Source organism: Sphingomonas qilianensis, assembly GCF_039614825.1.
Lineage (GTDB): Bacteria > Pseudomonadota > Alphaproteobacteria > Sphingomonadales > Sphingomonadaceae > Sphingomonas > Sphingomonas qilianensis.
Genome location: NZ_JBDIMF010000005.1, coordinates 263,309 through 290,047 on the forward strand (window position 1 = coordinate 263,309; position 26,739 = coordinate 290,047).

Annotated in this window: 22 protein-coding genes and 1 CRISPR repeat array; of the genes, 14 read left to right on the forward strand and 8 right to left on the reverse strand. The window is 63.9% G+C overall.

What is annotated here, in order from left to right:
• The first annotated feature begins 20 nt into the window (after positions 1-20).
• Both ABC969_RS12890 and pobA read left to right on the forward strand, forming a co-directional pair.
• Positions 21-962 (forward strand): Gfo/Idh/MocA family oxidoreductase, encoded by a 942-nt coding sequence (locus ABC969_RS12890; RefSeq protein ID WP_345865460.1) that lies wholly within the window; start codon positions 21-23, stop codon positions 960-962.
• Between the two features lie 35 nt (positions 963-997).
• On the forward strand, positions 998-2,206 hold the full coding sequence (gene pobA / locus ABC969_RS12895) for a 4-hydroxybenzoate 3-monooxygenase (protein ID WP_345865462.1): 1,209 nt from the start codon (positions 998-1,000) through the stop codon (positions 2,204-2,206).
• 3 nt (positions 2,207-2,209) lie between these two features.
• On the opposite strand, the gene ABC969_RS12900 is transcribed toward pobA, so the two are convergent.
• Positions 2,210-3,565 (reverse strand): MFS transporter, encoded by a 1,356-nt coding sequence (locus ABC969_RS12900; protein WP_345865428.1) that lies wholly within the window; start codon positions 3,563-3,565, stop codon positions 2,210-2,212.
• Positions 3,566-3,600: 35 nt separating this feature from the next.
• On the reverse strand, positions 3,601-4,005 hold the full coding sequence (locus tag ABC969_RS12905; RefSeq protein WP_345865429.1) for a nuclear transport factor 2 family protein: 405 nt from the start codon (positions 4,003-4,005) through the stop codon (positions 3,601-3,603).
• 220 nt (positions 4,006-4,225) lie between these two features.
• On the opposite strand from ABC969_RS12905, the gene ABC969_RS12910 reads away from it, so the two are divergent.
• The 8 genes from ABC969_RS12910 (at position 4,226) to ABC969_RS12945 (ending at position 14,353) form a co-directional block, all read left to right on the forward strand.
• Positions 4,226-5,353 carry a cobalamin-independent methionine synthase II family protein gene (locus ABC969_RS12910; protein WP_345865430.1) on the forward strand — a complete coding sequence of 376 codons (1,128 nt, stop codon included), beginning with the start codon at positions 4,226-4,228 and terminating at the stop codon, positions 5,351-5,353.
• 42 nt (positions 5,354-5,395) lie between these two features.
• The gene (locus ABC969_RS12915; protein ID WP_345865432.1) at positions 5,396-6,139 is read left to right on the forward strand and encodes an IclR family transcriptional regulator; all 744 of its coding nucleotides are present in this window, start codon (positions 5,396-5,398) and stop codon (positions 6,137-6,139) included.
• Between the two features lie 556 nt (positions 6,140-6,695).
• Positions 6,696-9,137: a TonB-dependent receptor gene (locus tag ABC969_RS12920; protein ID WP_345865434.1), complete on the forward strand. Its 2,442-nt coding sequence runs from the start codon at positions 6,696-6,698 to the stop codon at positions 9,135-9,137.
• Between the two features lie 284 nt (positions 9,138-9,421).
• Positions 9,422-10,537: an FAD-dependent oxidoreductase gene (locus ABC969_RS12925; RefSeq protein WP_345865436.1), complete on the forward strand. Its 1,116-nt coding sequence runs from the start codon at positions 9,422-9,424 to the stop codon at positions 10,535-10,537.
• A 24-nt stretch (positions 10,538-10,561) separates the two neighbouring features.
• On the forward strand, positions 10,562-11,464 hold the full coding sequence (locus ABC969_RS12930) for a VOC family protein (protein ID WP_345865438.1): 903 nt from the start codon (positions 10,562-10,564) through the stop codon (positions 11,462-11,464).
• Between the two features lie 6 nt (positions 11,465-11,470).
• Positions 11,471-12,628, forward strand: a complete 1,158-nt coding sequence (locus ABC969_RS12935) for an alpha/beta hydrolase family protein (protein WP_345865440.1) — start codon at positions 11,471-11,473, stop codon at positions 12,626-12,628.
• Positions 12,625-13,404 (forward strand): cyclase family protein, encoded by a 780-nt coding sequence (locus ABC969_RS12940; RefSeq protein WP_345865441.1) that lies wholly within the window; start codon positions 12,625-12,627, stop codon positions 13,402-13,404. Before ABC969_RS12935 ends, ABC969_RS12940 begins: the two co-directional genes overlap by 4 nt.
• Positions 13,405-13,408: 4 nt before the next feature.
• On the forward strand, positions 13,409-14,353 hold the full coding sequence (locus tag ABC969_RS12945; RefSeq protein ID WP_345865442.1) for a fumarylacetoacetate hydrolase family protein: 945 nt from the start codon (positions 13,409-13,411) through the stop codon (positions 14,351-14,353).
• Positions 14,354-14,368: 15 nt separating this feature from the next.
• Here the strand turns inward: ABC969_RS12945 and ABC969_RS12950 are convergent, their stop codons facing one another.
• Positions 14,369-15,559, reverse strand: a complete 1,191-nt coding sequence (locus tag ABC969_RS12950; protein WP_345865443.1) for an MFS transporter — start codon at positions 15,557-15,559, stop codon at positions 14,369-14,371.
• A gap of 153 nt (positions 15,560-15,712) precedes the next feature.
• Between ABC969_RS12950 and ABC969_RS12955 the strand changes: the two genes are divergently transcribed.
• Positions 15,713-16,630 carry a LysR family transcriptional regulator gene (locus ABC969_RS12955; protein ID WP_345865444.1) on the forward strand — a complete coding sequence of 306 codons (918 nt, stop codon included), beginning with the start codon at positions 15,713-15,715 and terminating at the stop codon, positions 16,628-16,630.
• Here the strand turns inward: ABC969_RS12955 and ABC969_RS12960 are convergent.
• The 3 genes from ABC969_RS12960 to ABC969_RS12970 all read right to left on the reverse strand — a co-directional run bounded on the left by ABC969_RS12960 (position 16,627) and on the right by ABC969_RS12970 (position 21,344).
• Positions 16,627-17,817: an MFS transporter gene (locus ABC969_RS12960; protein ID WP_345865446.1), complete on the reverse strand. Its 1,191-nt coding sequence runs from the start codon at positions 17,815-17,817 to the stop codon at positions 16,627-16,629. The two genes, ABC969_RS12955 and ABC969_RS12960, sit on opposite strands and share 4 nt — an antisense overlap.
• Positions 17,817-20,162 (reverse strand): TonB-dependent receptor, encoded by a 2,346-nt coding sequence (locus tag ABC969_RS12965; protein WP_345865448.1) that lies wholly within the window; start codon positions 20,160-20,162, stop codon positions 17,817-17,819. Before ABC969_RS12965 ends, ABC969_RS12960 begins: the two co-directional genes overlap by 1 nt.
• 126 nt (positions 20,163-20,288) lie before the next feature.
• Positions 20,289-21,344: an amidohydrolase family protein gene (locus tag ABC969_RS12970; RefSeq protein ID WP_345865449.1), complete on the reverse strand. Its 1,056-nt coding sequence runs from the start codon at positions 21,342-21,344 to the stop codon at positions 20,289-20,291.
• A gap of 358 nt (positions 21,345-21,702) precedes the next feature.
• Here ABC969_RS12970 and ABC969_RS12975 point away from each other — a divergent pair, with 358 nt between their 5' ends.
• From ABC969_RS12975 to ABC969_RS12985, 3 genes are read left to right on the forward strand one after another with little or no spacing between them, the layout of a single operon-like run.
• Positions 21,703-22,218 carry a DUF3489 domain-containing protein gene (locus tag ABC969_RS12975; protein WP_345865450.1) on the forward strand — a complete coding sequence of 172 codons (516 nt, stop codon included), beginning with the start codon at positions 21,703-21,705 and terminating at the stop codon, positions 22,216-22,218.
• A complete protein-coding gene (locus tag ABC969_RS12980) occupies positions 22,218-22,631 on the forward strand; it encodes a DUF2924 domain-containing protein (protein WP_345865451.1) in 414 nt (137 codons plus the stop codon). The genes ABC969_RS12975 and ABC969_RS12980 overlap by 1 nt, the downstream gene beginning before the upstream one ends.
• Positions 22,628-24,292: a recombinase family protein gene (locus tag ABC969_RS12985; RefSeq protein ID WP_345865452.1), complete on the forward strand. Its 1,665-nt coding sequence runs from the start codon at positions 22,628-22,630 to the stop codon at positions 24,290-24,292. The genes ABC969_RS12980 and ABC969_RS12985 overlap by 4 nt, the downstream gene beginning before the upstream one ends.
• Before the next feature lie 243 nt (positions 24,293-24,535).
• Here the strand turns inward: ABC969_RS12985 and ABC969_RS12990 are convergent, their stop codons facing one another.
• The gene (locus ABC969_RS12990; protein ID WP_345865453.1) at positions 24,536-24,835 is read right to left on the reverse strand and encodes a hypothetical protein; all 300 of its coding nucleotides are present in this window, start codon (positions 24,833-24,835) and stop codon (positions 24,536-24,538) included.
• 72 nt (positions 24,836-24,907) lie between these two features.
• On the reverse strand, positions 24,908-25,411 hold the full coding sequence (locus ABC969_RS12995; RefSeq protein WP_345865454.1) for an EthD domain-containing protein: 504 nt from the start codon (positions 25,409-25,411) through the stop codon (positions 24,908-24,910).
• 214 nt (positions 25,412-25,625) lie between these two features.
• Positions 25,626-26,710: direct repeats of the CRISPR family, unit length 32 nt; unit sequence GTTTCGATCCACGCCCCCGCGCGGGGGGCGAC.
• The last annotated feature ends 29 nt before the right edge of the window (positions 26,711-26,739 follow it).

Genomic DNA, 26,739 nt, shown 5'->3' on the forward strand with positions numbered 1-26,739 from the left:
AGACGGAGACAGGTATGACCTTGCGTATCGCGCTTGCTGGGGCCGGCGCGTTCGGCGAGAAGCATCTCGACGGACTGAAGAATATCGACGGCGTCAAGGTGACGAGCATCGTCGGTCGGCGGTTGGAACCGACCCAGGCGATCGCCGCGAAATACGGTATCGGCCACGCCTGTAACGATCTCGCTGATAGCCTGGCGCGGGATGATGTCGATGCGGTGATCCTGTGCACGCCGACGCAGATGCACGCGGCGCAGGCGATCCAGTGCCTCGACGCTGGCAAGCACGTGCAGGTCGAGATTCCGCTCGCCGACAGCCTGGCGGATGCCGAAGCGGTACTCGCCAAACAGCAGGAGACTGGCCTCACCTGCATGGTCGGGCACACGCGGCGGTTCAATCCAAGCCACCAATATCTGCATGCCAAGTTTGCCGGCGGTGAGGCAAGCGTTCAGCAAATGGACGTCCAGACCTATTTCTTCCGCCGCAAGAACATGAACGCCAAGGGCGAGGCGCGGTCGTGGACCGATCACCTGCTGTGGCACCACGCGGCGCACACGGTCGATTTGTTCGCCTATCAGGCTGGGCCGATCGTGCAGGCCAATGCGGTTCAGGGCCCGATCCATCCCGAACTCGGCATCGCGATGGACATGTCGATCCAGCTGAAGGCGGAAAGCGGCGCGATCTGCACGCTGTCGCTCTCGTTCAATAATGACGGCCCGCTTGGCACATTCTTCCGCTATATCTGCGATAACGGTACGTGGATCGCGCGATACGACGACCTCCTGACCGGCAAGGAGGAACCGGTCGATCTTGCCGGCGTCGCGGTATCGTCCAACGGCATCGAGCTCCAGGACCGCGAATTCGTCGCCGCGATCCGCGAGCGGCGAGAGCCCAATAGCTCGGTCGCGCAGGTGCTGCCGTGCTACCGTGTGCTCGATGCGCTCGAACGGCAGCTGGCGGGTTGATGCCACTTGCCGACGCCCGCCGCGGGCTCGGGGCGATGCGCCGTCCAAGCGAAAGTCCCGCGCGGGTCGATAACGATAGACGCCTGACCCCGGTCGTCATTATCGGCAGCGGTCCGGCCGGACTGCTGCTCGGGCACCTGCTGCGCGCGCAGGGGATCGAGTGCCTGATCATCGAGCGCCAGACGCGGGACTATGTCCAGAACCGCATCCGCGCCGGCGTGTTGGAAACGACGACCACCGATCTGCTGCATCGCCTCGGGCTTGATGCCCGCCTGAACGCGGAAGGCATGGTCGAACACGGCTTCAACCTCGCAACCGACGACCGCATGATCCGGATCGATCTCGCCGCGCTGACCGGACGCAATGTCACCGTCTACGGCCAGACCGAGGTCACCCGCGACCTGATCGCCGCCGCGCCCGAGCGCGGGCTGGAGATCGTGTTCGAGGCGCGGAATGTCGCGATCCACGATATCGACGGTGATACGCCCTCGGTCAGTTGGACGCAGGACGGCGTGTCGCACCACGTCCATTGCGCGTTCGTCGCCGGTTGCGATGGTTTTCACGGCCCTGCGCGCGCCGCAATCGGCGAGGGGCCGACATTCGAACGCGCCTATCCGTTCGGGTGGCTCGGTATTCTGGCGGATGTGCCGCCGTGCCATCCCGAACTGATCTACGCCAACACGCAGGACGGCTTCGCGCTCGCCTCGATGCGCTCGCCGGTGCGCAGCCGCTATTATATCCAGGTGCCGCTGACCGACCGGCTCGAGGACTGGCCGGAAGCGCGCGTCTGGGACGAGCTCGACCGCCGCTTCGCGCCGCTCGCCGACCATGCGGTGACGCGCGGCCCCGCGCTACAACTTTCGATCGCGCCGCTGCGCTCCTACGTGTTCGAGACGATGCGTCGCGGGCGGCTGTTTCTCGCCGGCGACGCAGCGCACATCGTGCCGCCGACCGGCGCCAAGGGGCTGAACCTTGCCGCCTCCGACGTCTCCTATCTCGCCGACGCCCTGATCGCGGCGATCTCGCGCGGCGATACCGTCGGGATCGATGGCTATCAGGCGCGCGCGCTAACGCGAATATGGAAGGCAGAGCGGTTTAGCTGGTACTTAACCAAGCTGATGCACCGCTTTCCCGAAGACGGAGCGTTCGAGCACCGCATGCAGGTCGCCGAACTCGATTATGTCGCGGAGTCGGGCGCGATGCAGACCGCCATCGCCGAGAATTACGTCGGCCTGCCGCTGTGAACGCTACTTCTTACTCTCGAGTTTGAGCGTCACGCCCAGCAGGGCAAACGCCGCGAGCAGCGATCCGCAACCCATCACGATCGCCACCCCCGCCAGCGGCAGCCCGGCGGAAAACAGCGATCCCGCGAGTATCGGTGACAGCGCCGCCCCGCCCCGCCCCACGCCGATCGCGAAGCCGGTGCCGGTCGCGCGGACATGCGTCGGAAACGCCCGCGCGAAGATCGTGTAGAGCCCCACCACCGCGCTGTTGGTGAACAGCCCGCCGGCACAGGCCAGCGCCGCCAGCCCGTCGAGCGATCGCACCCCCGCCGCGCCGAACAGCGCGACCATGATCGACGATATCGCCAGCACGCCGATCGTCATCGGCTTCAGCGCAAAACGTTGCGCGAACAGCCCGAAGATCGCGCCGCCGACTGCCCCGCCGACATTCGCCCAGACCAGCACGCTCGCCGCCTGCGCGGCGGGATGGCCGAGATCGACGACGATCTTCGGCACCCATTTCAGGATGAAATAGAAGCTGACGACATGCGTAAAATAGGCCAGCGTGACGAGCAGGGTCGTCTTGCGTAGCGCCGGGCGAAGGATGTCGATCAGCGAGCCGCGAGCCTCTTCCGCGCTGATCTCGGGTAGTATTGCGACCGGGCCGTGCCCCATCCGCGCCAGCGTGCGGTTGACCTTGGCTAGCGCGTCCGTCGGCCGCCGCGCGACGAGGAACTGTACCGGTTCGGGCAGGAAGAACCAGACCAACGGGATGAATGTTGCCGTGACCGCCGCGCCGAACTCGAACACCAGCCGCCAGTCGCCACCCTTGAGCAGCAATGCCGATACCGATCCGCCGATCACCGCGCCGACCGGATAGCCGATCACCATGAGGGCGAGCGCGATATTGCGCCGCCGGGCATTGGCGAACTCCGCTGCCGCCGCATTGATCGCCGCCAGCATCCCGCCGATGCCGAGCCCGGTCAGCACCCGCCATACCGACAGCGTGACCACGTCGTGCGCGGTCGTCACCATGAACATGCCGAACGCCATCACGACCAGGCAGCCGAGGATCATGCGCCGCCGCCCGATCCGATCGGCCACGCTGCCCAACAGCATCGATCCGATGCCCATGCCGATCAGTTCCATCGACAGCACGACGCCGAGCGCCGCGCGACTGATGCCCCATTCGGCGGCGATGCCCGGCGCGGCAAAGCTGATCGACAACACGTCGAACCCGTCGAGTGCGTTGAGCCCCACGGTGATCGCGATCGCCGCGATCTGCAAGCGGCTCATCGGCGCGTCGTCCACGATCGCGCGCGGATCGCGGTCTAACGCCGCTCCAGCCTCGCGCGGCGCACGCCTATCACGATCTGCCATCATTCCCCCCGATCGCTCTGTATGTCGCACACCCCTCAGAAGCTCAGCGTGCCGCGGCGCTCGGCAAAGCGCCAGCCCTCGGCAGTGCGCGCGAACCGGTCGATGAACCCGCCAACCAGCGGCGGCGCATCGGTCGAGGTAAACAGCAGCATCGCGCTTTCGCCCCGCGCCGCGTCGGGGCCAATCACATCGATCACGATATTGCTGCACACATGCCGCGTCACACGCGGCGGACGCGCGAGAAACGCGGCAAGGATCGCCTCACGACCGACAATCGGCGCGTCAGGCGCACTCGGCCGGGCAAGGCGCCCGTCGGCGAGGAACAGCGCGCTCGCCTCCACCCAGCGCGCCGCGTCGTTGAGCAGCGCGTAATGACTGACCAGCCGCGTGCAGTCCCATTCGATCGCGCGCACCATCTCCGCCGACATCTTCTCGTTCACACGCTCTCCCCTCGTTTCTGATCTTCGCGCGCTGGACGTTGCAGGCGTTACGGCATTTGTTTCTTGGCGGTTCAAATCCGGCAGGGCGACGATCTGGCCCTCGTGAATGGCCGTTCTACATCGCAACGCCAGCTACGCCGAGCAACAGTTCGCATACACGATCTATACATGCACGTGAATTTCCGCCAAAAACCGCTCATAGTCTTCGAAAGGGAATACCATGTCGATCGCCACGACTCATGTTGGCAGCTTGCCACGCGGGGCCGAACTGACCCCGCTATTGCTGGCACGCGATCATGGTGACCCCTATGACGCCGATGCCTTTGACACCGTCGTCCAGAGCGCGGTCGACGCGGCAGTCGAGGCGCAGATCGCCGCGGGCGTCACCATCGTCAGCGACGGCGAACTCGGCAAGGTGGGCTATTCGACCTACATGATCGAGCGGCTGTCCGGCTTTGGCGGCCATAGCGAGCGCATGTCGGCGCTCGATCTCGCCCCCCTGCCCAATCTGCGCGCCAAGCTCGCGCATATCATGGGGTCGCAGGAATTCACCCGCGCTTCGTGCATCGGCAAGATCAAGCTGATCAACCTCCAGCCGCTGCACGACGATATCCGCCGCTTCAGCGGCGCGCTCGATCGCCACGGCAACGGCACACGTGCTTTCATGAACGCCGCCTCGCCCGGGCTGATCACCGCATTCCAGAAGAACGCCTTCTATCCCAGTCACGAAGCCTACCTCGCCGACCTCGTCACCGCGATGACGCCGGAATATGAAGCGATCGTTGCAGCGGGTTTCGAGCTGCAGCTCGACTGCCCCGATCTCGCCATGTCGCGCCACACCGGCTATCAGGAAATGGACGAGGCGCAGTTCCTCGCCACGATCGAGGCAAATGTCGAGGCGCTCAACGCCGCCACCGCCAACATTGCCCCTGAGAAGATGCGTATGCACCTGTGCTGGGGCAATTACGAAGGGCCGCACGATCACGATATCCCGCTGGAACGGATCATCGATATCGTCCTCAAGGCGCGCCCCGCGACGGTGCTGTTCGAGGCGGCGAATCCGCGTCACGAACATGAATGGATCGTCTGGCGCGACGCCGGCGTGCCCGATCACAAGATCCTTGCCCCCGGACTGATCGACACCTGCTCCAACTATCTCGAGACGCCCGAACTTATCGCGCAGCGCATCGAACGCTTCGCCAACATCGTCGGCAAGGATCGCGTCGTCGCCAGCACCGATTGCGGGTTCGGGACCTTCGCCGGCTACGGCAAGATCGACCCGGCCGTGACTTGGGCCAAGCTGCGCAACCTGCGCGCCGGCGCCGACCTGGCAGACGCGCGGCTCTGACACGGCGCTGGCGGGACCGCCGCGAGGCCGTATAGTCGCCCGATGGCCGACACTGCCTCCAATCCCGTCAAGTCGGCGCTGCGCACGCTCGACATCGTCGAATATGTCGTCGCGCGCGGGGCGCCGGTCGTCGCGCAGGAGATCGCTGCGGCGCTGGCCATTCCGGTCAGCAGCCTTTCCTACCTGCTGACGACACTCGTCGATCGCGGCTATCTCGCCCGCGAAGGACGGCGCTACACGCCGGGCCCGGGACTGGCCCGGCTGCAGATCGGCGCGCAGGGATTCTCGTTGAAGGAACGCGTCGCCCCGCTGGTCCGCGCGCTCAGCCAGCAACTGAACGAGACCGCATCCTTCTTCGTGCGGCAGGGGTGGGAGGTCGAGGCGCTGGTTACCGAGACCAGCGATCATGCGCTGCGCTACGCGGTCCAGATGGGCATGCGCATGCCGTTGCACGGCTTCGCGGCCGGAAAAGCAATCCTCGCGGCGATGCCCGACGACGAGATTGCCGCCTATCTGCGCGATACCGATCGCGCCGCCTTCACCCCCGCGACGATCACGCAGGCAAAGGATCTGGGTCGCGAGATCGAGACGATCCGGCGGACGGGGGTTGCGCGCACGCGCGAGGAACATACGCCGGGCATCCAGGGGATCGGCCGCGCCGTCGTGATCGACAACGCGACACTGGGCGCGTTCAGCGTGGCGATTCCCACTGTGCGGTTCGACCCGGCGGTCGAGCGACGGACAATCGAGTTGCTGGTCAAGACAGCCGCTTTGCTGGTCAGTTGAGCGAGCGATGATCGCGCCGCTCGCGGCCGAATAACGTGGCGCTGACGCAGACGACACGAACCGTTACACTTGCGTATCACGCCGGCTTATCTATAGTCATCGCATAAGCGAAATATTCGCATATTAGAAATGGGAGCGGCGGTGCGTCTAGGCGGGATCACCATGGGCGAGTCCTGCTGTGCACGGGCGCGCCTGCATTGACCGTATGGGGGCGGCACGTCGATCCGATCGCGACGGTCGCTGGCGCCATCGGGCGCGCGCGGTGATAGGGCTGCCAGGTCGGCTCGGCGTGACCACGATCTTCGGGAATCCCGGTTCGACCGAGGGGCAGCAAGCGCGGTCGAACTTGCCTTACGAACCGCTTCTCTTGGCCGAGCACGCGGCCGAGATGCCCCGTCCGTCCGCAAAACCGGCGCACGCGGAAGATGTCACGGCGGCGCTCGATGCCCCCTTCAGAACGTGTTCGCCGGGCCCGGCCCCCGTCTGCTCGAAATCGTCGTCGTGCCGGAATGACGCGAGATCGGGCATCGCGCCCAACCGCCATCAGGAGAGCTTCATGATCAGGTTTATCGCTACCGCTGCCGCGCTGCTGGCGTCCACCAGTGTCTACGCGCAGGTCGCGCCCGCTACGCCGGCCGCTGCGCCGCCCGCGGCGAATTCCGTCGTGCAGAACGACGACGCGGATCAGGTCGATATCATCGTCACTGCACAGAAGCGCGAGCAATCGTTGCAGGACGTCAGCGCCGCGGTTACCGCGATCAGCAGCGACCGATTGGCGACCGCGCAGGTTTCGACACTGCAGGATTTGCAGAACATCATTCCCTCGGTCAATTTCGGCAGCGATTTCAATCAGGCGAAGATCTTCATTCGCGGCGTCGGCGCCAACACGTCGACCACCGGCAGTTCGACCGGCGTCGCCTTCCATGTCGACGGCGCCTATGTCGCACGCGCCGAAGCGCAATTGACATCGTTGTTCGATCTCGAACGCGTCGAGGTGCTCCGCGGACCGCAAGGGACCCTGTACGGCCGCAACGCGGTCGGCGGATCGATCAACCTAATCACCGCCAAGCCGACCGACGATCTCAGCGGCTATGCCCGCGCCACGTACGGCAATTACAACGCCATCATCGCCGAGGCTGCGATCGGCGGCGCGATCATCGACGGCGTCCGTGCGCGCGTGGCGGTCCGGAGCGAGGACCGCGACGGATTCGGCCGCAATCCGGTGACCGGGCGCGACGTCGACGACCTCAATCGCCGCATGATCCGCGGGCAGCTCGCGTTCGATCTCGGGCCAAAGGTCGATCTGCTGCTGTCGGGCGAATATTTCCGGCAGAACGATTCGTCGGGGGCGATCCATTATCTACGCGCGTCGTTCCCGGGCGTCGCACGGCTCGCCCCGCTCGGCGTCGGTGGCTATGCGACACGCGCGCGCGATCTGGCGAGCGAAAGCCAGGTCGGCACGGATACGAAGACCTACGCATTTACCGGCACGCTGACCGCGGCCCTGACCGATACGCTGAGCGTTACGAACATCACCAACTATCGCAACTTCAAGAGCTCGCTGTTCCAAGATCTCGATCTTTCGGCGGTGATTAGCAGCTTGGCGACGAATGGACAGGCCACCACCAACCAGGAACGCCGCATCGACAGCAAACAGTTCAGCAACGAACTGCAGTTCAATTACCAGTCGAACATCGGCAGCGTCGTGCTGGGGGCCTATTATTTCCATGAAAGGCAGCGCCCGATCGACAATGTCGGGCTGGCGGCGCGCAACGGGCAGTTCAGCAACATCGCCGTGCTGCAGGCGGCGGGCATCGACCTGAACGAAGCGTACGGTCTGTGCGGCTATGGCCCCGGCACGCTGACCGGTGGCGCGATCATCGCGCCCAAGCGCGTGTGCACGCGCTCGAACCTCGGCACACGTGCGTTCGCGCTGTTCGGGCAAGCCAATATCAAACTCGGCGATTTGGTCGGGCTGGACGGTCTCTCGCTGAAGCTCGGTGGCCGCTACAGCAATGAAAAGGCGACCTCGGAAAATCCCTCGATCGTCATCACGCGCAACGGCCTCGGCCCCGTGCTGCGCTATACTGCGGCGCAGACGCATCGCGAGCGCACGTTCAAGGATTTCACGCCCGAGGCGGGGCTGGAATGGAAGCTGAACCCGGATGTCCTGATCTATTACACCTACTCGGAAGGCTTCAAGGCGGGATCGGGCGAGAACGCCTCGGGTTCGACGACGATCGTCGATCCGGAGACGATCAAGAATAACGAGGCGGGGATCAAGGCCACGGTGATGCGCGGCCTGACGGTCAATCTGTCGGCCTATGCCTACACGCTCAGGAACCTGCAGCTCAACAAGACGATCACGGGCGGTCCGACCGGCTATACGACGATCTTCCAAAACGCGGCGAGCACAAAGGCCAAGGGGCTCGAACTGGAGGTGTTCGCTCGGCCGACGCGCGGCGTGCGGTTGTCGGGCGCGCTCTCCTACACAGACGCGCACTTCACCGATTATCTGACGCTCGATCCGCTGAACCCGGCCAACGTCGCCAGCGCCGGCGCCCCCGGCTACAACCCCATCACCAATCCTGATCCGACCGCCTTCGGTGCCCCTGGCGGCGGCAACATCCAGCTTTCCGGCAACGACGTGCGCAACAGCCCGCGCCTGTCGTGGAACGTACACGGTGAATTTGACCTGAGCGACGGCAACTCGTTCCTGAACGGCCAACTGACACCCTCGTTCGACATCTCGCACAAAAGCCGTACCTATTTCAGCGAGTTCGAACGCGATATCGAAAGCGCCCGGGCCTATACGATGGTCGATGGTACGCTCACCTATCGCACCGCAACCCGAAACATCAGGGTCGAAGCGTTCGTCAAGAATGCATTCGACATTTTCCGCCCGTCGAGCACGTTTGCGCTCGGAACCGGGCGCCTGATCGGCGTGACCTACCTGCCGCCGCGCACGTACGGCCTGTCGATCGGCTACGACTTCTAGCCGCGGCTCGCTGGGCGCCCGCCGTCCATGCGTGGCGATTTGAGAGTTAGCCGGCTATCGCCACGATGGAGTGCCGGTGCCGGCGAGAAATGAAGCAACTCCTATCCACCGTTTTGATGAAAGGGGATCAGATAAACTCATTTCCTGTATTGAAGGGCGACGAGTAAAACGGGCCTCGAACCACGCAAAAGCTTGGGTTCGGAGGGGATATCGATGATGTTCGACGCGATATGCGATCACTGGATCGCTGCCATTGCGCGGCCCGGCACAGGCTGGCGCGTGATATGAAGGCGCTTGATATCCTGGTCATTGGTGGCGGGATCGGCGGGCTTACCGCGGCAATCGCGTTGCGCCGCGAAGGGTTTGCCGTCACCGTAATCGAGCGCGATCCGTCCTGGTCAGTATATGGCGTCGGCATCATTCAGCAATCGAATGTAATCAGGGCGATGAGCGATCTCGACCTGATCGACACCTATCTTGGCGCGGCATGCGGGTTCAACCACGTCGAAATTTTCACGCCGCATGGCACGATGGTCGCACGCGTACCGTCGCCCAATCTAGTAAATGGCTATCCGGCCAATGTCGGCATCGCACGGCCTGCATTGCACAAGGTGCTGGCGGACCGCGTAATGTCGGACGGGGTCGAGGTGTTACTTGGCGTCACGACGACCACGATCAACGATCTCGGCGACGGGGTCCACGTGACCTTATCCGACGGCAGCGAGCGAAACTTCGATATCGTAGTTGGTGCCGACGGCGTGCATTCGCAGACCCGCGCGATGTTGTTCCCAGATGCTGCCGAGCCCGAATATACCGGACAAGCGGTGTGGCGTTACAACCTGCCCCGCCCTGCCGGGCATGATGCGCTGCAAGCGTATAACGGCCCGATCGGGATCGGCCTGGTGCCGATGAGCGCAAATCAGATCTACATGTTCGTGACCACCGCCGAGCCCGGCAATCCGCGCTATCCCCGCGCTGGCCTTGCCGCGGCGATGCGTGCCAAACTCGATCGTGCACCACCGGCGATCAGGTCGCTGGCAGAGAATATCACGGACGATGATGGCGTAGTGTATCGCCCGCTGGAAACGCTGATGCTCAAGGGACCGTGGCATCGCGGAAGGACCGTCCTGCTCGGCGACGCGATACATGCAACCACGCCGCACCTCGGTCAGGGTGCCGGCATGGCGATCGAGGATTCGATCGTATTGGCGGCTGAAATTGCCCGCCACGACACGACCGACGCGGCGTTCGCCGCGTATCATGACCGCCGGTTCGATCGCTGCGACTATATCGTGCGATCCAGCCTGGCGATCTGCCACGGGCAGTTGGGCAAGTCCGCCCCGGTCGATAACGCCGCTGCGACCCGCGAGATGTTCGCGATGGTTTCGCAGCCGATCTAAGCCACGATAAACGAAGGATTCGCGATGAGTAGAGTTACTGACATCCGCTACATCGGCTATGCAATGCCGGACATCGAGGCGGAAAGCGCATTCTACAGCAAGGTTTGGGGCCTGCAGCCGGTATCGTCGGACGACGGCATGACCTATTTCAAGGCGCAGGGCGATGACGAACATCATGTCGTCCGCCTGCGTCAGGACGAGACGATGCGCATCGATGTGATCGGGCTTGCCACGGACAGCCGATCGAGCGTCGATGCGTTACACGACAATGTCGTCGCCGCGGGATGCCGGGTAATCTTCGCGCCGCGCGACCTGACAACGGCGGGTGGTGGCTATGGCTTCCGCTTCTTTTCCCCCGACGGCCTGCCCTTCGAGGTATCAAGCGATGTCGCGAGCAGCGATCGGCGCGACATGGTGCGATGGGATGCCGTACCGCAGAAGATCAGCCACATCGTGCTGCATTCGCCGGATCACAAGGCAATGGTGCAGTTCTTCATCGATGTGCTGGGTTTCAAACTGAGCGACTGGCTTGGTGATTTCATGGCCTTTCTGCGCTGTAACGAAGCGCACCATCGCATCGCCTTCCTGCCTGGGCCGCCGTGTTTGAACCATGTCGCGTATGACGTACTGACGGTCGACGACATGATGCGCGGGATCAACCGGCTGCGTAAGCAGGGCACCGATATCCTATGGGGTCCGGGACGGCACACCGCAGGCAACAACACGTTCAGCTATTTTACCACACCAGGCGGCTTTGCGGTCGAATATACATCCGAACTAGAAGACGTTGATTTCGATACGCACGAAGCCCAGGTGCATATTCCCGGTCCGCAAGTAATGGACCAATGGGGCGTCGGGGTCGGTGGACCGCAGACGATGCCGCATCCAGCGGCCGATCCGGGTCTTTTCCAGCCGGCAAAGGTGTAACAGATCGTGGCGCTTTTCGAATATTTTCCGAACTATATTTGGAATCTGTCGGTTGCGATGGCGCTGGAGAGCGGCGCGCAGATCGGCGAGATCGTCGATATGTGCCAGCCGATCCGCGATGCCGCCGCAAGCGGCGCGGATGCGGGGACGCCGCAGTTCATGGCGCAGTGGGTCGCGAAGGCTGACCAGTTGATCGGGCTGGCGGACGAGGATGCCGCGCGTAAGCGGGGTTTTTCCGCCTCCGATAAACTGGAACGCGCGTCCTTGTACCTGCTTGTGGCGGAACGGATGCAGGGGCACGGACATCCCGGCCGCGAGCAGACCTATGCCAAGGCGCTGGCGATGTTCGAGAAATCGACCCAACTCGGCAGCCTTCCCCGCCAACGCGTCGAAATCCCGCTGAGTGAAGGCACAATGCCCGCGCTGTACACGCAAGCGCCGGGCGATGGCCCGCACCCTGTGGTGGTCTATTGCAACGGCCTCGACAGTTGCAAGGAACTGCTATTCTGGTCGCGGCTGCCCGAAGCACTGGCGCGACGCGGCATCTCGACATTGTGCGTCGACCAGCCGGGATCGGGCGAGGCGCTACGCTTGCAGAACCTGCCGGTCGATCCGCATAGCGAGCATTGGGCATCGAAGGCGGTCGATTGGCTCGAAGCGCGCCCCGAGGTCGATGCGGCGCGGATCGGCATGACCGGGATCTCGCTCGGCGGGCATTTCGCGCCGCGCGCGGTCGCCTATGAACCGCGCTTCGCCAGTGGTGCGGTCTGGGGCGCCAACCACGATTGGCGCGAAGTGCAGGACAAGCGCATGAAGCGCGAGGGGGAGAACCCCATCCCGCATTACTGGGCGCACGTCACCTGGGCGTTCGGCGCGACGGACATGGAGGATTTCCTCGCCAAATCGGCCGACATGAACCTGAACGGCCATATGGACCGGATCAAGGTGCCCTTCCTGGTCACCCACGGGGCGAACGATCGCCAGATCGGCGTCAACTACGCGCACGATTGCTACGATCAGCTGGTCAATTCGCCGCGCCGCGAACTCAAGCTGTTCACCGATCGCGAAGGCGGCGTCGAGCATGTCGGGGCGGACAATATGAGCTTCGGCCGCGATTATATCGCCGACTGGTTCGCCGACACGCTGGGCGGGCGCAGCCAATGACGCGCCGGTTCCTCGACCTGTCGATCACGATCGATCCCGAGATCGTCACCGATCCGCCGTTCATGCGGCCGACGATATCGTATCAGAACCATGCCGAGACGGTCGCGGAGATGCACAGCTTCTTCCCCGGCTTGAAGGCCGAGGAACTGCCCGGCGGACAGGGGTTCGCGGCATCGGAAACGCTGACGTTGACGACGCATAACGGCACGCACCTGGATGCGCCGTGGCATTATCATCCGACGATGAACAATGGCGAGCCCGCCATGACGATCGAGGAAGTGCCGCTCGACTGGTGCTTCCGGCCCGGTGTGAAGCTGGATCTCCGGCATCTGCCGAACGGCTATGTCGCGACCGCGGCGGATATCGAGACCGAGCTCACGCGGATCGGCTACACGCTGCAACCGCTGGATATCGTGCTGATCAACACCGCGGCCGGCGCAGCGATGGGCGGTCCGGACTTTCTGGGGTCGGGCTGCGGCATGGGGTATGAGGCGACGATGTACCTGACGACGCGGGGCATCCGTGTGACCGGCACGGACGCGTGGAGCTGGGATGCGCCGTTCGCGCACACCGCGCGCAAGGTTGCCGAAACAGGTGATACGTCGCTGATCTGGGAAGGCCATAAGGCCGGTCGCGAGATCGGTTACTGCCATATGGAGAAGCTGACCAATCTGGAGCAGCTTCCCGATTTCGGCTTCACCGTGTCGTGCTTCCCCGCCAAGGTGAAGCGCGGATCGGCCGGCTGGACGCGCGCCGTCGCCATTTTCGAGGACTGACACGATGAAGTTCGCCACGCTGCGCGACGGCACGCCCGATGGTCGGCTGGTGCTCGTCTCCCCCGACGGCACGCGGTGCGCGGCGGCCCCCGCCGCCACGATGCAAGAGCTGATCGAACGATGGGACACGCTGGCCGACATCTGCCGCGCGCAGAACGAGTTTCCCGATACGCTGGACAGCACGATGCTGGCGGCGCCGTTGCCGCGCGCGTGGCAATGGCTCGATGGATCAGCGTTCGAAAGCCACGGCGAGCTGATGAAACAGGTCTTCGGCAACGCGCCGGACCATTCGGACGTGCCGTTGATGTACCAGGGCATGTCGGATCGGTTCTATGGCCCGCATGACGATATCCCGGTGCCGTCCGAGGATCTCGGGATCGATTTCGAAGGCGAGTTCGGGGTGGTCGTCGATGCGGTACCGATGGGCACCTCGCCCGAGGACGCCCTGAGGCATATCCGGCTGATCGTGCAGATCAACGACTGGTCGCTGCGCGCGCTGGCCGGGCCGGAGATGAAGACCGGGTTCGGCTGGGTGCAGGCCAAGCCCGCCTGCAGCATGGCGCCGATCGCGGTGACGCCGGACGAACTGGGCGATCAATGGCGCGACGGGCGCGTATGCCTGGACCTGCTGGTCGACTGGAACGGCAAGCGCTTCGGCACGCCCAACGGCACAAGCATGTCGTTCGGGTTCCACCGGCTGATCGCGCACGCCGCGCGCACCCGCGCCCTGCCGGCGGGGACGATCATCGGATCGGGCACCGTATCGAATTCCAATTACCGCGAGATCGGGTCGACCTGCATTGCCGAGCGGCGTGGTATCGAGATCGTCGATAGCGGCGCTCCGAAGACGGAGTTCATGCGCTTCGGCGATACCGTCCGCATGGAAGGCCGGCGAGCCGATGGCAGCGCGCCATTCGGTGTGATCGAACAACGCGTCGTACGCGCCTGACGCCCTGCCCGCGGTTCAGCCGGTAACGGCCGACCGGCGGCGGGACAGGATCGCGGCGATCACCGCGCAGGCGGCACCCACCCCCAATATCGCCAATGCCGGTTTCAGCCCACCAGTCGCCTGCGACAAGGCGACTGCGATCAACGGCGCGAGAAACTGCGCGAGGAAAAACGTCCCGCTCCACAGGCCGGTGCCACGCCCACGGCAATTCGGCGGGAGGATCTGCAACACCCAGGTCAGCAACGTCGGCAGCAGGATGCCGCCACCGATACAGCTCAAGATTGCAAACGATGTGATCGGCCAGAACCCCACGGATTGCGACACGCCGAGGTAGCCGATGGCTGCCAGCCCGAACCCGCCCGCGAGCAAGGTCGCGCGGTTGGCCGCGGCGTAACGACGGAACAGCAGCGAACCAACGACTACGCCCAGATTGGCGGCCGCCCCGGCCCCGCCGATCGCGGCCGGTGACACTGTGCCGGCGGTTTCAAGGATCGGCCCGAGTTCGATCAAGATCGTGTAAAAGAGCAAGGCAGCGCCGAGGGTGATCGCGATGATCGGCAGAACGCGCGCAAACGGAAAGGCGCTGTCGTCTGACGATATCTTGGGCAGAGCAGGTTCGAACAGCGATATCGCAGATGCCACGGCGATCGGGAGCGCCAGCAGATACAGCAGGAACGGCCCGCGGGACGCGAAGATTTCTCCCAAGACGCCACCGGCGGCGATCAACACGATCGCGCTGAAACTGACCACGGCTGTTTGAATCGCAATCCACCGTTCACGCCGCTCGCCGGTATAATAATCGCCGAGCAACGTCGTCGCGACGGTGGTGATCACGGCCTCGGTCAGGCCGATCAACACTCGGAACGCGACGATCCAGTGCAGATCGTGAAGGAAGAACGGCACCACGCCGATCACGCTGTACAGCAGCAATGCGGCAACGAGCAGCCATTTGCGCCCAACACGATCGGCCAGCCATCCGGCAGCGGGGGAGAAGATCGCGACGCACAAGGCCGGGACGGTCATCGCGATCGGCACCAGCACGGACGATCCTGGGACATCGGCGAATTCGCGCAACAGCAGCGGCAGGACCGGGACAAGCGAGATGATCGCCATGGCGGGCATGATCGCCGCCGCCATCAGGATCACGCCGTGGCGCGTTCCCGCCTGGCCAGTAGAAGTGCCGTCCCGAGATGCTGCGATATCCACGATGCCTACCCCTTTGCCGAACGCGTCGCCGTCTTTGTCGGGCGATCTTGCGACTGAACTGCTTGATCATGCCATCACTAGAATCTTGCTACTGGTCAGTGAAATCGATTAGACTGATCGCGATCCATCACCAGAAGTTATTCAAGGCGTGCCATGCGGTTCAAGGGTCTCGATCTCAATCTGGTCGTCGCGCTTGATACGTTGCTCGAGGAACGCAGCGTATCGCGAACCGCGCTGCGGCTAAACCTGAGCCAACCAGCGGTGAGCGCGGCACTGGCACGACTGCGCGACTATTTCGCTGACGAATTGCTTGTGCTGGTCGGGCGGCGGATGATCCCGACTGCTTATGCCGAGACGCTGTGGCCGATCGCGCGCGCGCTGCTCGACAAAGCGGAGTTGCTGATCGACACATCGAGCGGTTTCGACCCGGCGACCTCGCGACGACGATTTCGCGTCAACGCATCGGATTACATCCAATCTGTGCTCATCGCGCCAGTGCTGCGCAACCTGCATGAGCGGGCACCGCATATCAGCATGGATGTCGGGCCGACGGGGCCGCAAAGCATCGCACAATTCGAGTCCGGCGAAATCGACCTGATCGTGAGCCCGGAGGAATATGTTTCCCCGTCACACCCGTCTTATCCGCTGCTGGACGAACGACATGTCGTCGTCGGCTGGAGCGGCAACCCGGCGATGAATATGCCGATCGACCTCGATGCCTTCCTGTCGCTGGGGCATATCGCGGTGAGCATCGGCGCAGGCCGAGCGATCGCATTTGCGGAGCGACACTTGCTGCCGTTTCGCGATCGACGCCGGATAGAGGTGACGTCGTCGACCTTTTCCGGCGTGCCGATGATGCTGCAGCATACCAACAGGATCGCAGTGCTGCAGGAACGGCTGGCGGTAGCCTATTCCGCGCCGTTCGAGCTGAAGCTGCAGCCGTTGCCGTTCGACATGCCAGTTCTGCATGAAATGGTGCAATATCATGCCGCGCGCGCCAACGATGCCGGGATCGCCTGGCTGGTCGGCGAATTCAGGAGCGTGGCAGCGGTGCCGACCGGGACGGCCTAACCCGCGGGCGCGGCGCGGGGTTTCGAGGCCGGCAGATACAGGAAGATTGCGGCGGCGACCACGAGGCCGATCGCCGCGACGACCAACGGGGTAGCGTAACCGCCTTTATTGTCCGCCAGCGCGCCGACCCATAACGGGCTGAGCCCGGCCATCAGCATGAAGCTGGCATATTGCACGGCATAAAGCCTGCCATAGCCCGCCACGCCGAAGCGCCGCGCGGTCATATAACCGATGAGGTCGGCCTCTGCGCCCATTGCGGTGCCCAGCGCGATCGCGCCGAGCCACGCGAAGGTCGCGCCTTGCGAGGCAAGCGTCAGGCAGCCGAGCGCGCAGATGCAGCAACAGACCGCGGCGAGCCAGGCGGCCTCGATCCGATCGGCAAGCCAGCCGACGATCACCCGGCTGACGATCACCGAAGCGCCGATCACGCCGGCGATCAGCCCGGCGCGTTGCGCATCGACCCCGGCATCGCGCAGCATCGGCACGAAATGCGGAAGCAACCCGGCGAAGGCCAGCGCCATCATCCCGAACGCCGCGAGCAACAGGATGAATTCGCGCGACCGGAGCGTGCCGGCGACGTCGGCGCCCTCGGGCCGGATCGGGTCGCGCGACTTGGGCGGCAGCGACAGCGCCGGGATGATCCCGAGCAGCGCAAGCCCGGACAGGACGAGATAGCCGGACTGCCAGCCCTGCGTGGCGACGATCTGCGCAAGGATCGGTGGCACCGCCATCGCCGACACGCCGATGCCGAGCTGCGTGAGGCCGAGGGCGAGCCCACGCGAGCGATCGAACGCGCCGCTTATCGCGCGAGTATAGGCGACGGGGGCGGAACAGGCGGCGAAGAACCCGATCGCCGCCATCACCACGATATAGCCGGCGACCGAATGGACCGTGGTGCCCAGCACCAGGAAGCCCGCCGACAGCGCAAGCGAGCCGGCGGCGGCGGGCCCGCGCGCGCCGAACCGGTCGATCAGCCAGCCGGTCAACGGCAGGGCGAGCGCGAGCGTAACCGTCGACAGGAAAAATGCCCAGCCGAGATCTGTGCGCGACAGCCCGATCGCGCCGCGCAGATCGTTGGCGAAAATTCCCGCCGTGTAGGTCAGCAGACCGGCAATCCCCAGCCCGACGCCGGACGCCGCGACCAGCACCACCGGCCAGCCGCGGCGAAACTCGCTCGGCTGCCGCATCAGAAGCGGAAGCCGACCCGTGCGCCGTAGGTGCGCGGCGGACGCAGCGTCAGCAACGAGGCGTTGATAATCGGGCGCGTCAGCCCGCCCGCAAACACCGCGTTATCCTCGATATTGTTGACGAACCCGGTCAGCGACCAGCTTTCGCCAGTCGGGCTGAGCGTGATGTACGCATCCGAGGTCATCGACGCGTCGCGGCGCTGATAATCGAGATAGTCGAGATTGAGCCAGGCGGCGCTTTCGAGCCGCGTGCGCGCGCCGGCGGTCAGCCCGTAATTGCCAAGCGTGAAGCGATGCTCGTAATTCACGTTGGCGGTCCATTTGGGCGAAAACACGCCGGGCTTGCCCGAGCAATCGACGACGAACAAGCGCGTCGGTGGCGCCGCAGTGCGCGTGTCGTTGCGTACTGCGCACGACGTGACGAGCGGTGCGCCGCTGGTCGAGATCGCGTTGTAGACCAGGCTTTCGTAGCGCGCGTTGAGGTACTGGACGGTCGCACCGAACGTGTCGGACGAAGTCGGCTGGAACAACAGGTCGATCTCGGCACCGTACATCCGCGCACGGCCCGCATTGACCGTCACGCCGGCCTGCGCGAAATTGCCCGGGGTCGACTCGATCGGGCCGACATAGCTGATCTGCTGATCGTTATATTTCCAGTAGAACGCCTCGAGATTGAGCTGCAGCTTGTTGTTCAGGAAGCGATTCTTGGAACCTAATGTGTAAGCGGTGAGCGTTTCCGGGCGATAGGTGTTGGTGCCGGCAGAAGGGTAGAAACCACCCGCCTTGAACCCGGTCGCGACGTTCGCGTAGATCAGCGAGCGCGGCGCGACATCCCATTCGACCCCCGCCTTCCAGGTGAATTTGCTGAAATCGAGATCGCCGTTGATCGGCACGCTGGGCGGATTGGGGACAAAGAAGCTGGTATTCCGGGTCGAACCGGTCAGCGTCTTCATTTCCTTGGTATACCGCCCGCCGCCGACGATCCGGAACGTGTCCGCGACGGAATAGGTCAGCTGCCCGAAGAGTGCCTGGCTGGTGGTCTTCAGCCGCGGGAAATATTCGGTGTTGGCCAGGATGCCCTGGTTGTAATTGTTATAGCCATCCTGTTGCTCGTGAAAGAAGAACCCGCCGAGCACATATTGCAGCGGGCCGCCGCCCTGAGATGCCAGCCTCACCTCGGCCGACATCTGATCGTCATTCTCGGTGAAACGCCCGGGGAAACCGGGTGCGTAGGTCAGGATGTCGGGCTTGCTCTTGCGGTAAGCCAGAATCGTGGTCAGCGACGCGAAGCCGAGATCGCCGTTGGTGGTGAGCGAGGCGCCCCAAAAGCTACTGTCCTGAAAACCATCGCCGCGCGGCACCGTGACGGAGTTGCGGAGCGCATCGGGCGACAGGAACGAGAATGGCGGAACGAACCGGAACGTGTTGACCGTCAGCTGTTGCAGCAACGCAGTGATCTGGGGATCGGCGCCCCCGACACGGTCGCGCAGATTGGGGACGTTGGGCGTCGCCGGCGATGCGACTAACGCCGCGCCGACGCCCTTGCCGCCCTGATGCGTATAATCGGCCATAAACAGCATCGAGAAGCGGTCGCTCGGTTCGATCAGCAGCGACCCGCGGAACGTCTCGACCTTTTCATCATCATAGCCATCAGAATAATAACCGTCGCGATCGACGATCTGGCCGGCGAGGCGCAACGCGGCGATCTTGCCGATCGGAATGTTAACCCCGCCCTGGATCTTCTTGGAATCGTAATTGCCATATTCGGCGGTCATATCGCCGCTGAATTCGCCGAGCCGCGGACGACGCGGGATCAGGTTGATCGCGCCGCCGGTGGCGTTGCGACCGTATAGCGTCCCCTGCGGGCCTTTCAGCACCTCGATCCGGTCGAGATCGAAGAACGAACCGGCGGGGGCGGTGGGACGCGCGTAGAATATGCCGCCTACCGAGAAGGCCACGGCGTTTTCCTGGAACGAGTTGATCGCCGTCGCACCGACGCCACGGATGAAGAAGCTCGACGAGATGCCGACCGGCTGCACCGTCAGCGCCGGGATCAGCTTGGTCAGCTGTGTTGCATCGGAGACGCCGGCGCGGACGAGTTGCTCACCGCTGACCGCATTGGCCGCGATCGCCGCGCGTTGGAGCGTTTCCGAGCGACGCTGCGCGGTGACCACGATGTCGCGGATACCCTCTTCGGATATTTGCGTGTCGGCCGCGGTTGACTGGCCGGCGGCAACCGGCTGGCCGGTGCCGACCGGCGGCTCCCCTGCCACGGTCTGCGCGACCGCGCTGGACGATATGATGAGCGCGGTCGCAGCGATGCCGCACAGCAAAGTCATTTTCATGAATCCCCTCCCAGGTTTTATTATTTGAGAAGGGAATAGGCATTGGCGACAACTAAGCAAAATCGATATACCTGATCCGTAACGATCACCGCGCTCGATTGCTCGTTCGGACATCGTATCTTACGGTCAGCTATCCATGAGCCCCAGTAATGCAGCGGCGTTGCGGCCGAGGATACGTTCGCGTTCTTCCTCGCCAAGCAGTGCGTGAAAGCCGATCGGATCGGGTTCGGACATGTCGAACGGATAATCGCTGCCCATGCACAGTCGGTCCGCTCCGTGCGTCCGCACGAGTGACTCCAGTTCGCCGGTGTCAAACACCAACGTGTCGAACCACAGCCGTTTCAGATAGCTGGACGGTGGATGCCGGCAATCGGCACGGCAATCGGCGCGCGCGCGCCAGCCATGATCCATCCGGCCCCAATAGCTCGGCAGATAGCCACCGCCATGCGCTACGCAGATGCGCAGCCCGGGATACCGATCGAGCACCCCGCCGAAGATCAGATGCCCGACCGCCAACGTCGATTCGAGTGGATTGCCGATCAGGTTGTTGAAGTAATATTCGCTCATCCGGTTGGCATGTGTAAAGCCGAGCGGGTGGAGGAAGAGCAGGACACCGAGTTCCTCGGCGGCGGCGAAAAACGGCCGGAAAACCGGATCGTGCAAATCGCGCCCGTTGACGTTGGAACTGATCTCGATCCCGCGCAGATCCAGTTCGCGCACGCAGCGTCGCATCTCAACGATTGCCTGATCGACATCCTGTAACGGCACTGTGCCCATCCCGACAAACCGGTCGGGATGCGAAGCGACCGCCTCGGCGATGCCATCGTTAACCAGTCGAGCAGCGGATCGCCCGACATCGATATCGGTGAAATAGAAATACTGCCCGGGGCTGGGCGAGATCGCCTGCATGTCGATGTCCAGCCGGTCCATGTCGGCAAGACGTTCGTCGATTCCATATAGTTTGCAGCGAATCGCCACGAACTGCTCTCGGTTCACGGCGGCAGTCTGCGGACTGGTGAAATCATGGATGCCGGGTGGCGGTCCGGGATAGCTGGCCTGAACCACCGCATCAGCAGCGCTGACGCCGAGGTGACAATGCATGTCTAGCGTGAGGTAGCGCCCGTTGCGGTGTACGGCTTGCGCTTGCGACTGTCGATCACAAGTCATTTTCCAGATGCCCATATCACTATGATGGTCTCCAATTCCTGGCTGAGCCGAACACTAAAAACTCAGTGCGTGTAACTGAATTAGAATACCAATTAACACTAAATAAATTCTATTGAATTGCTGGGTGGTTGAAACTGAAGGCCTTTTCATCGGGGTGGATGCGAAATGGTTCCAGATTGTCTGGATAAGCGAACATCAGAGTCGAACCATCCTTTCCCCCACAAACCATTCGACTTGTGCTGCAAGCAGAGCAATCGTCGGCGTACTGAATCGCGGCCCAGTGAGGCCGCCCCGCCCCGCCGACGCAGGTCGGCGGGGCTGATGATGGTGGGAGCAGCAACGGTGCTGCTCACTTTGAATAAGAGCCGTCATCATGATCAAATTGACCGACCTCGATACCATCCTTCTGTCCGGCGCAGCCACGCGCCACACTGGCAGCCTGCTACCCGTCCCTGAAAATGTGAGCAGCGCGGGCGCTCGCCTGACCAAATCGATCAGCGCGCTGCTCAATCACGGCCTCGCCGAGGAACGTGAGACCCATGACAACGCGGCGACACATCGCACCGACGATAATGTAGCATATGGCGTGTACATCACCGACGCGGGCAACGCCGCGATCGGTATCGCCGGTGGCGATGATGTCGGTGAGGATGCCTCGATCCCCTCCCCCGCCCAGCCGGATACGCCGCGGGTCACCAAGGCCAGCGCCGTACTGGCACTGCTCCGGCGCAAGGAGGGCGCGACCCTCGCCGACATGATCGCCGCGACAGGCTGGCTGCCGCACACGACGCGGGCTGCGCTGACGGGCTTGCGCAAAAAGGGCTACCAGATCGACAAATCCAAGCGCGATGATCAGACCTGCTACCGCATCGCAGCGGTGGCCGCGTGATGGCGAGCGTAGAGGACAAGATGCTTGCGCTGACGACCATGTCGTCAGCGCAACTACGCGATGAGTGGCGCGCCCTGAAGGCGTCGCCTGCGCCATTGATCAGCCCGAGCTTGTTACGGCTAGCGCTAGGGTACGAGCTGCAGGTGCGGGCGCTAGGCGGCCTGTCGCGGGCCAGTCGGCAACGGCTCGCCCAATTGGGCGCAGCCAAGACAGTGACCCAGACGGCCCGCCCCGGCACCCGGCTGATCCGCGAGTGGCAGGGTACCGCGCATATCGTGACGATCGGCGAGGACAATGTGATCCGCTGGAATGGTCGCGAGTGGAACTCGCTGTCCGAGGTCGCCCGAGCGATCACCGGTACGCGCTGGTCGGGCCCTGCCTTCTTCGGGCTCAAACGGAAGGCGACGGCATGAACCGGGTGCGCTGCGCGATCTATACGCGCAAGTCGAGCGAGGAGGGTCTGGAGCAGGCGTTCAACTCGCTCGACGCGCAGCGCGAGGCCTGTGCCGCCTATGTGCTGAGCCAGGCCAGCGAGGGCTGGAATGCCCTGCCCGACATCTATGACGATGGAGGCCTGTCCGGCGGGTCGCTGGAGCGCCCTGCCCTGCAGCGCCTGCTTGCCGACATCGCCGCGGGCAAGGTTGATATCATCGTCGTCTATAAGGTCGACCGGCTGACCCGCTCGCTGCTCGACTTTGCCAAGCTGGTCGAGGTGTTTGATAAGGCCGGGGTATCGTTCGTGTCGATCACGCAGTCGTTCAACACCACCACCAGCATGGGGCGGCTCACCCTCAATATGCTGCTGAGCTTCGCGCAGTTCGAGCGCGAGGTGACCGCAGAGCGCATCCGCGACAAGATCGCGGCCTCCAAGGCTAAGGGTATGTGGATGGGCGGTCTCCCGCCGCTTGGCTACCGGCCCGATGGTCGCACACTCACGATCGTCGAGGCGCATGCCGCCATCGTGCGCGATATCTACCAGCGCTATCTCGATATCGGTAACGTTCGTCTGCTGGTCGATCAGCTGGATGCTGAGCGGATCCGCACGCCGGTACGCCAGATGGCCAATGGTCGCTCCTTTGGCGGCGCCACGTTCAGCCGGGGGCAGGTCTACGCCATCCTCAAAAACCCGATCTATATTGGCGAGATCCCGCACCGTGACAAACGCCACAAGGGCCTCCACGCCCCGATCATCGACGGTCAAGTTTGGGAGGCGACCCAGACTCTGCTGGCGGGACATGTGCCGGGCCTGCGGCGCAAGTCCAACACCGCCAGCGGTAGTCTTCTAGCCGGACTGATCGTCGACGACGCAAGCGAAAAGCTGATTGCAGCGCATGCCTGTAAGGGCAAGGTGCGCTATCGTTATTATGTCAGCCAATCCGCCCACCATGGTACCTGTGACGGCAAGGGCCTGCGTATCCCGGCACGTGAGATCGAGACCGCCACGATTGAAGCGCTGGCGGCAGCATTCGATGATCCCATGTCGCTCTTGGCGCACCTCGGTATCCCGCTCGCGCCGGCGGACGTAGAGCGCATCTTTTGTGCAGCGAGCGTCGCTGCGGCGACGATACGGCGCAGGGAGCCACAGATGGTGCGCGCGCTTGTCGCGCAGATCATCGTGCATCCCGCCACGCTGCAGATCGAACTCAACACCATAGCCGTAGCGGAGAACCTATCAGTCGAGACGACAGCCGAGGCGGACGCCCCGATCACGCTCACCTGCCCGGTCAGGATAACGCGCACCGGCCACAGGCTTCGGCTCGTGCAGAACGATGGGCGCAGCGTCGCCGCCGCTCCCCCGGATGCGTCGATGATCAGGCTTCTGGTCAAGGCGCACGGCTGGTGGGGGCAGCTGCAGCGTGGCGAGATTACCATCACGGAACTGGCGGACGCCGAAGGGGTCATGAAATCCTACGTCACGCGGGTGGTGCGATTGGCGTTCCTAGCGCCTTCCGTCGTCGACGATGTGCTTGCAGGTCGGCAGGTAGCGACGATCGATGCCAAGCGGCTCGCATTTACCGCTAAATTGCCCACCTGCTGGACCGAGCAACGCCGGCATTTTGAAATCAGCCTTTAGATTTCTCGGATGCGCCGCCTGCTATTGATCGCTAGCTAACTGGGTATTTTGATCCAGAACCCTGCATTCAGCACTCCCTGTCCGCTTCCCGAAACCGGACCCTCGTTCATTTCGCTGACACCGCCGGCTTACGCATCGTAAGCACTTGGCTTGAGACGGGCAGCAATCGCTCGACCATCCCGAGGATTTTGCGCGCAGATGGTCTTTACGTCGCGCTATGCCTGCCGATCGTCGATTACGTCGCTATAGCAGAATGCCCGCCATGCGTCCGACGAACACGGCATCTTTCCTTCCTGCATCAGCTGGCGCACATCGCTTGTGAGCTGGTTTGGCGCCAAGCCGCTCGATCAGCTGCGCCGGGCGACTGCCGCGCAGCCCCGCGGTGGTGAGCTGCTTGTCGCGGACATAGGTGTACACCCCGCCGATCGCGAACGCCGACGCAGGAGCGATATGGCGCTTTTGCGCTTCCTGCGTGTCGCGGAAGGCCTCGGAATCCAAGAAGGCACGGCGCGTCAGCGGCGTTTCGAAGGCGAACTCGATCACCGCGATCAGAGAGCGTTCCGCAGGGACCAGATGATCGACATTGGGTGCCGGCGGCGCGGGGTTCGCATTGTCCTAGCAATCCGGGAGATGCAGCCGTAGCTTCAAGACCGCCGGATCCGCCGCGAGCGTCTCAGCAAAGCCGGTCATAAAATCGCCGAAGCCCGTCGCATTGTCGCCCGCCGCACCGAAATGGACATGCAGGCGATCGAGCCCGTCGTCGTCATTTGGAATGGGGTCAGCCATGCGATCCACCAGCGTGCGCGATCCGGTCGGCAGCGCATAGGCGATGGTGGCGGCGAACATGTTCTGTTTGTCTGCGAACAGGAGACGGCTGGCGGCGTTAAACGCCTTTTGCTCGGCCTTCGACGCGAAGCCGATCTCGACCCCGCCGTCGAGCTCATAGTCGGCGAACGGCGCGATGCCGTCGAGTGTCGGCCAGAGATACGCGTCCTGCTGGCGGTTCAGATGATTATGTACGTACCAGCCAAGCCCGGGGATGCGCGAACACAGCGGGCAGTGCACATCGCGCCAATAGGTCGCGAAGATCTCGTGCGGCACACGCGGGCGTCGCAGCACGGTCGTGGATCTGTTGATCGCGATGCTCGCGTCGCGATCGGCATGGTCGGCGGCGATCTAAACTTTGGTCATGGCGGTTCCTTCGAAGACTAACGCTTAACGCGCGTCGGTTGGGAAATGGGGCAGGACGTAGGTGGCGAGGTCGTCGGCAGAACCAAATGTTGTTGCACCCGCGGGGGATTCGAGGACCCGGTTCTAAGCGACAGCCCGCCTTGTTTCGATCCACGCTCCGGCGCGGGGGGCGACTGCCGACGACTGAGGCCGACACGATGCCAGCCGGGTTTCGATCCACGCCCCCGCGCGGGGGGCGACGCGTCGCACCCGTGGTCTGATCCAGCTTGCCGATGTTTCGATCCACGCCCCCGCGCGGGGGGCGACAGCGCAGTCGGCGGCACGGCCAATTACGAGCATCGTTTCGATCCACGCCCCCGCGCGGGGGGCGACTCACCTGCGCGGGATCGATGCCTTGCGAGCGAATGTTTCGATCCACGCCCCCGCGCGGGGGGCGACTTGGTCGTCTCGGTGTCCGCAGTGGCGGAGGGAGTTTCGATCCACGTCCCCGCGCGGGGGGCGAAGCATCTTCAAGGCAGCCAACGGCGGCTATGAAGTGTTTCGATCCACGCCCCCGCGCGGGGGGCGACGATCTAACACTGCCATCCCCGCGCTGCACCGCTGTTTCGATCCACGCCCCCGCGCGGGGGGCGACAGGTGCCCGGCAGCAGCAGGAGCGAGCCCTGCACGTTTCGATCCACGCCCCCGCGCGGGGGGCGACCGGAAAGACCAGCCGGGTCAGCGCAGCGCCATCGTTTCGATCCACGCCCCCGCGCGGGGGGCGACATTCCGCCACATCGAGCAGCGCGGGTGCCAACACGTTTCGATCCACGCCCCCGCGCGGGGGGCGACATGGCTTCACCAGCGATGGCATGGTGTCCTATGTCGTTTCGATCCACGCCCCCGCGCGGGGGGCGACCTTTTTCGTTCTGCCAATTCGTATCGCTCTAGATGTTTCGATCCACGCCCCCGCGCGGGGGGCGACGAGCGACCCGAGCATCATCAGGCACCGAATCAGGTTTCGATCCACGCCCCCGCGCGGGGGGCGACTTTGGCTGCGCGTCATGTTCTCGGCGCTCTATGAGTTTCGATCCACGCCCCCGCGCGGGGGGCGACGGCTCGTGATGCTGGCCGCCATGTTCTCGCCGCTGTTTCGATCCACGCCCCCGCGCGGGGGGCGACCGCCTGTCTGCCCCGCATGCCTCCAGAGTCTGGTGTTTCGATCCACGCCCCCGCGCGGGGGGCGCCCGCGATCACCGCTACACGCCCAGATGGCG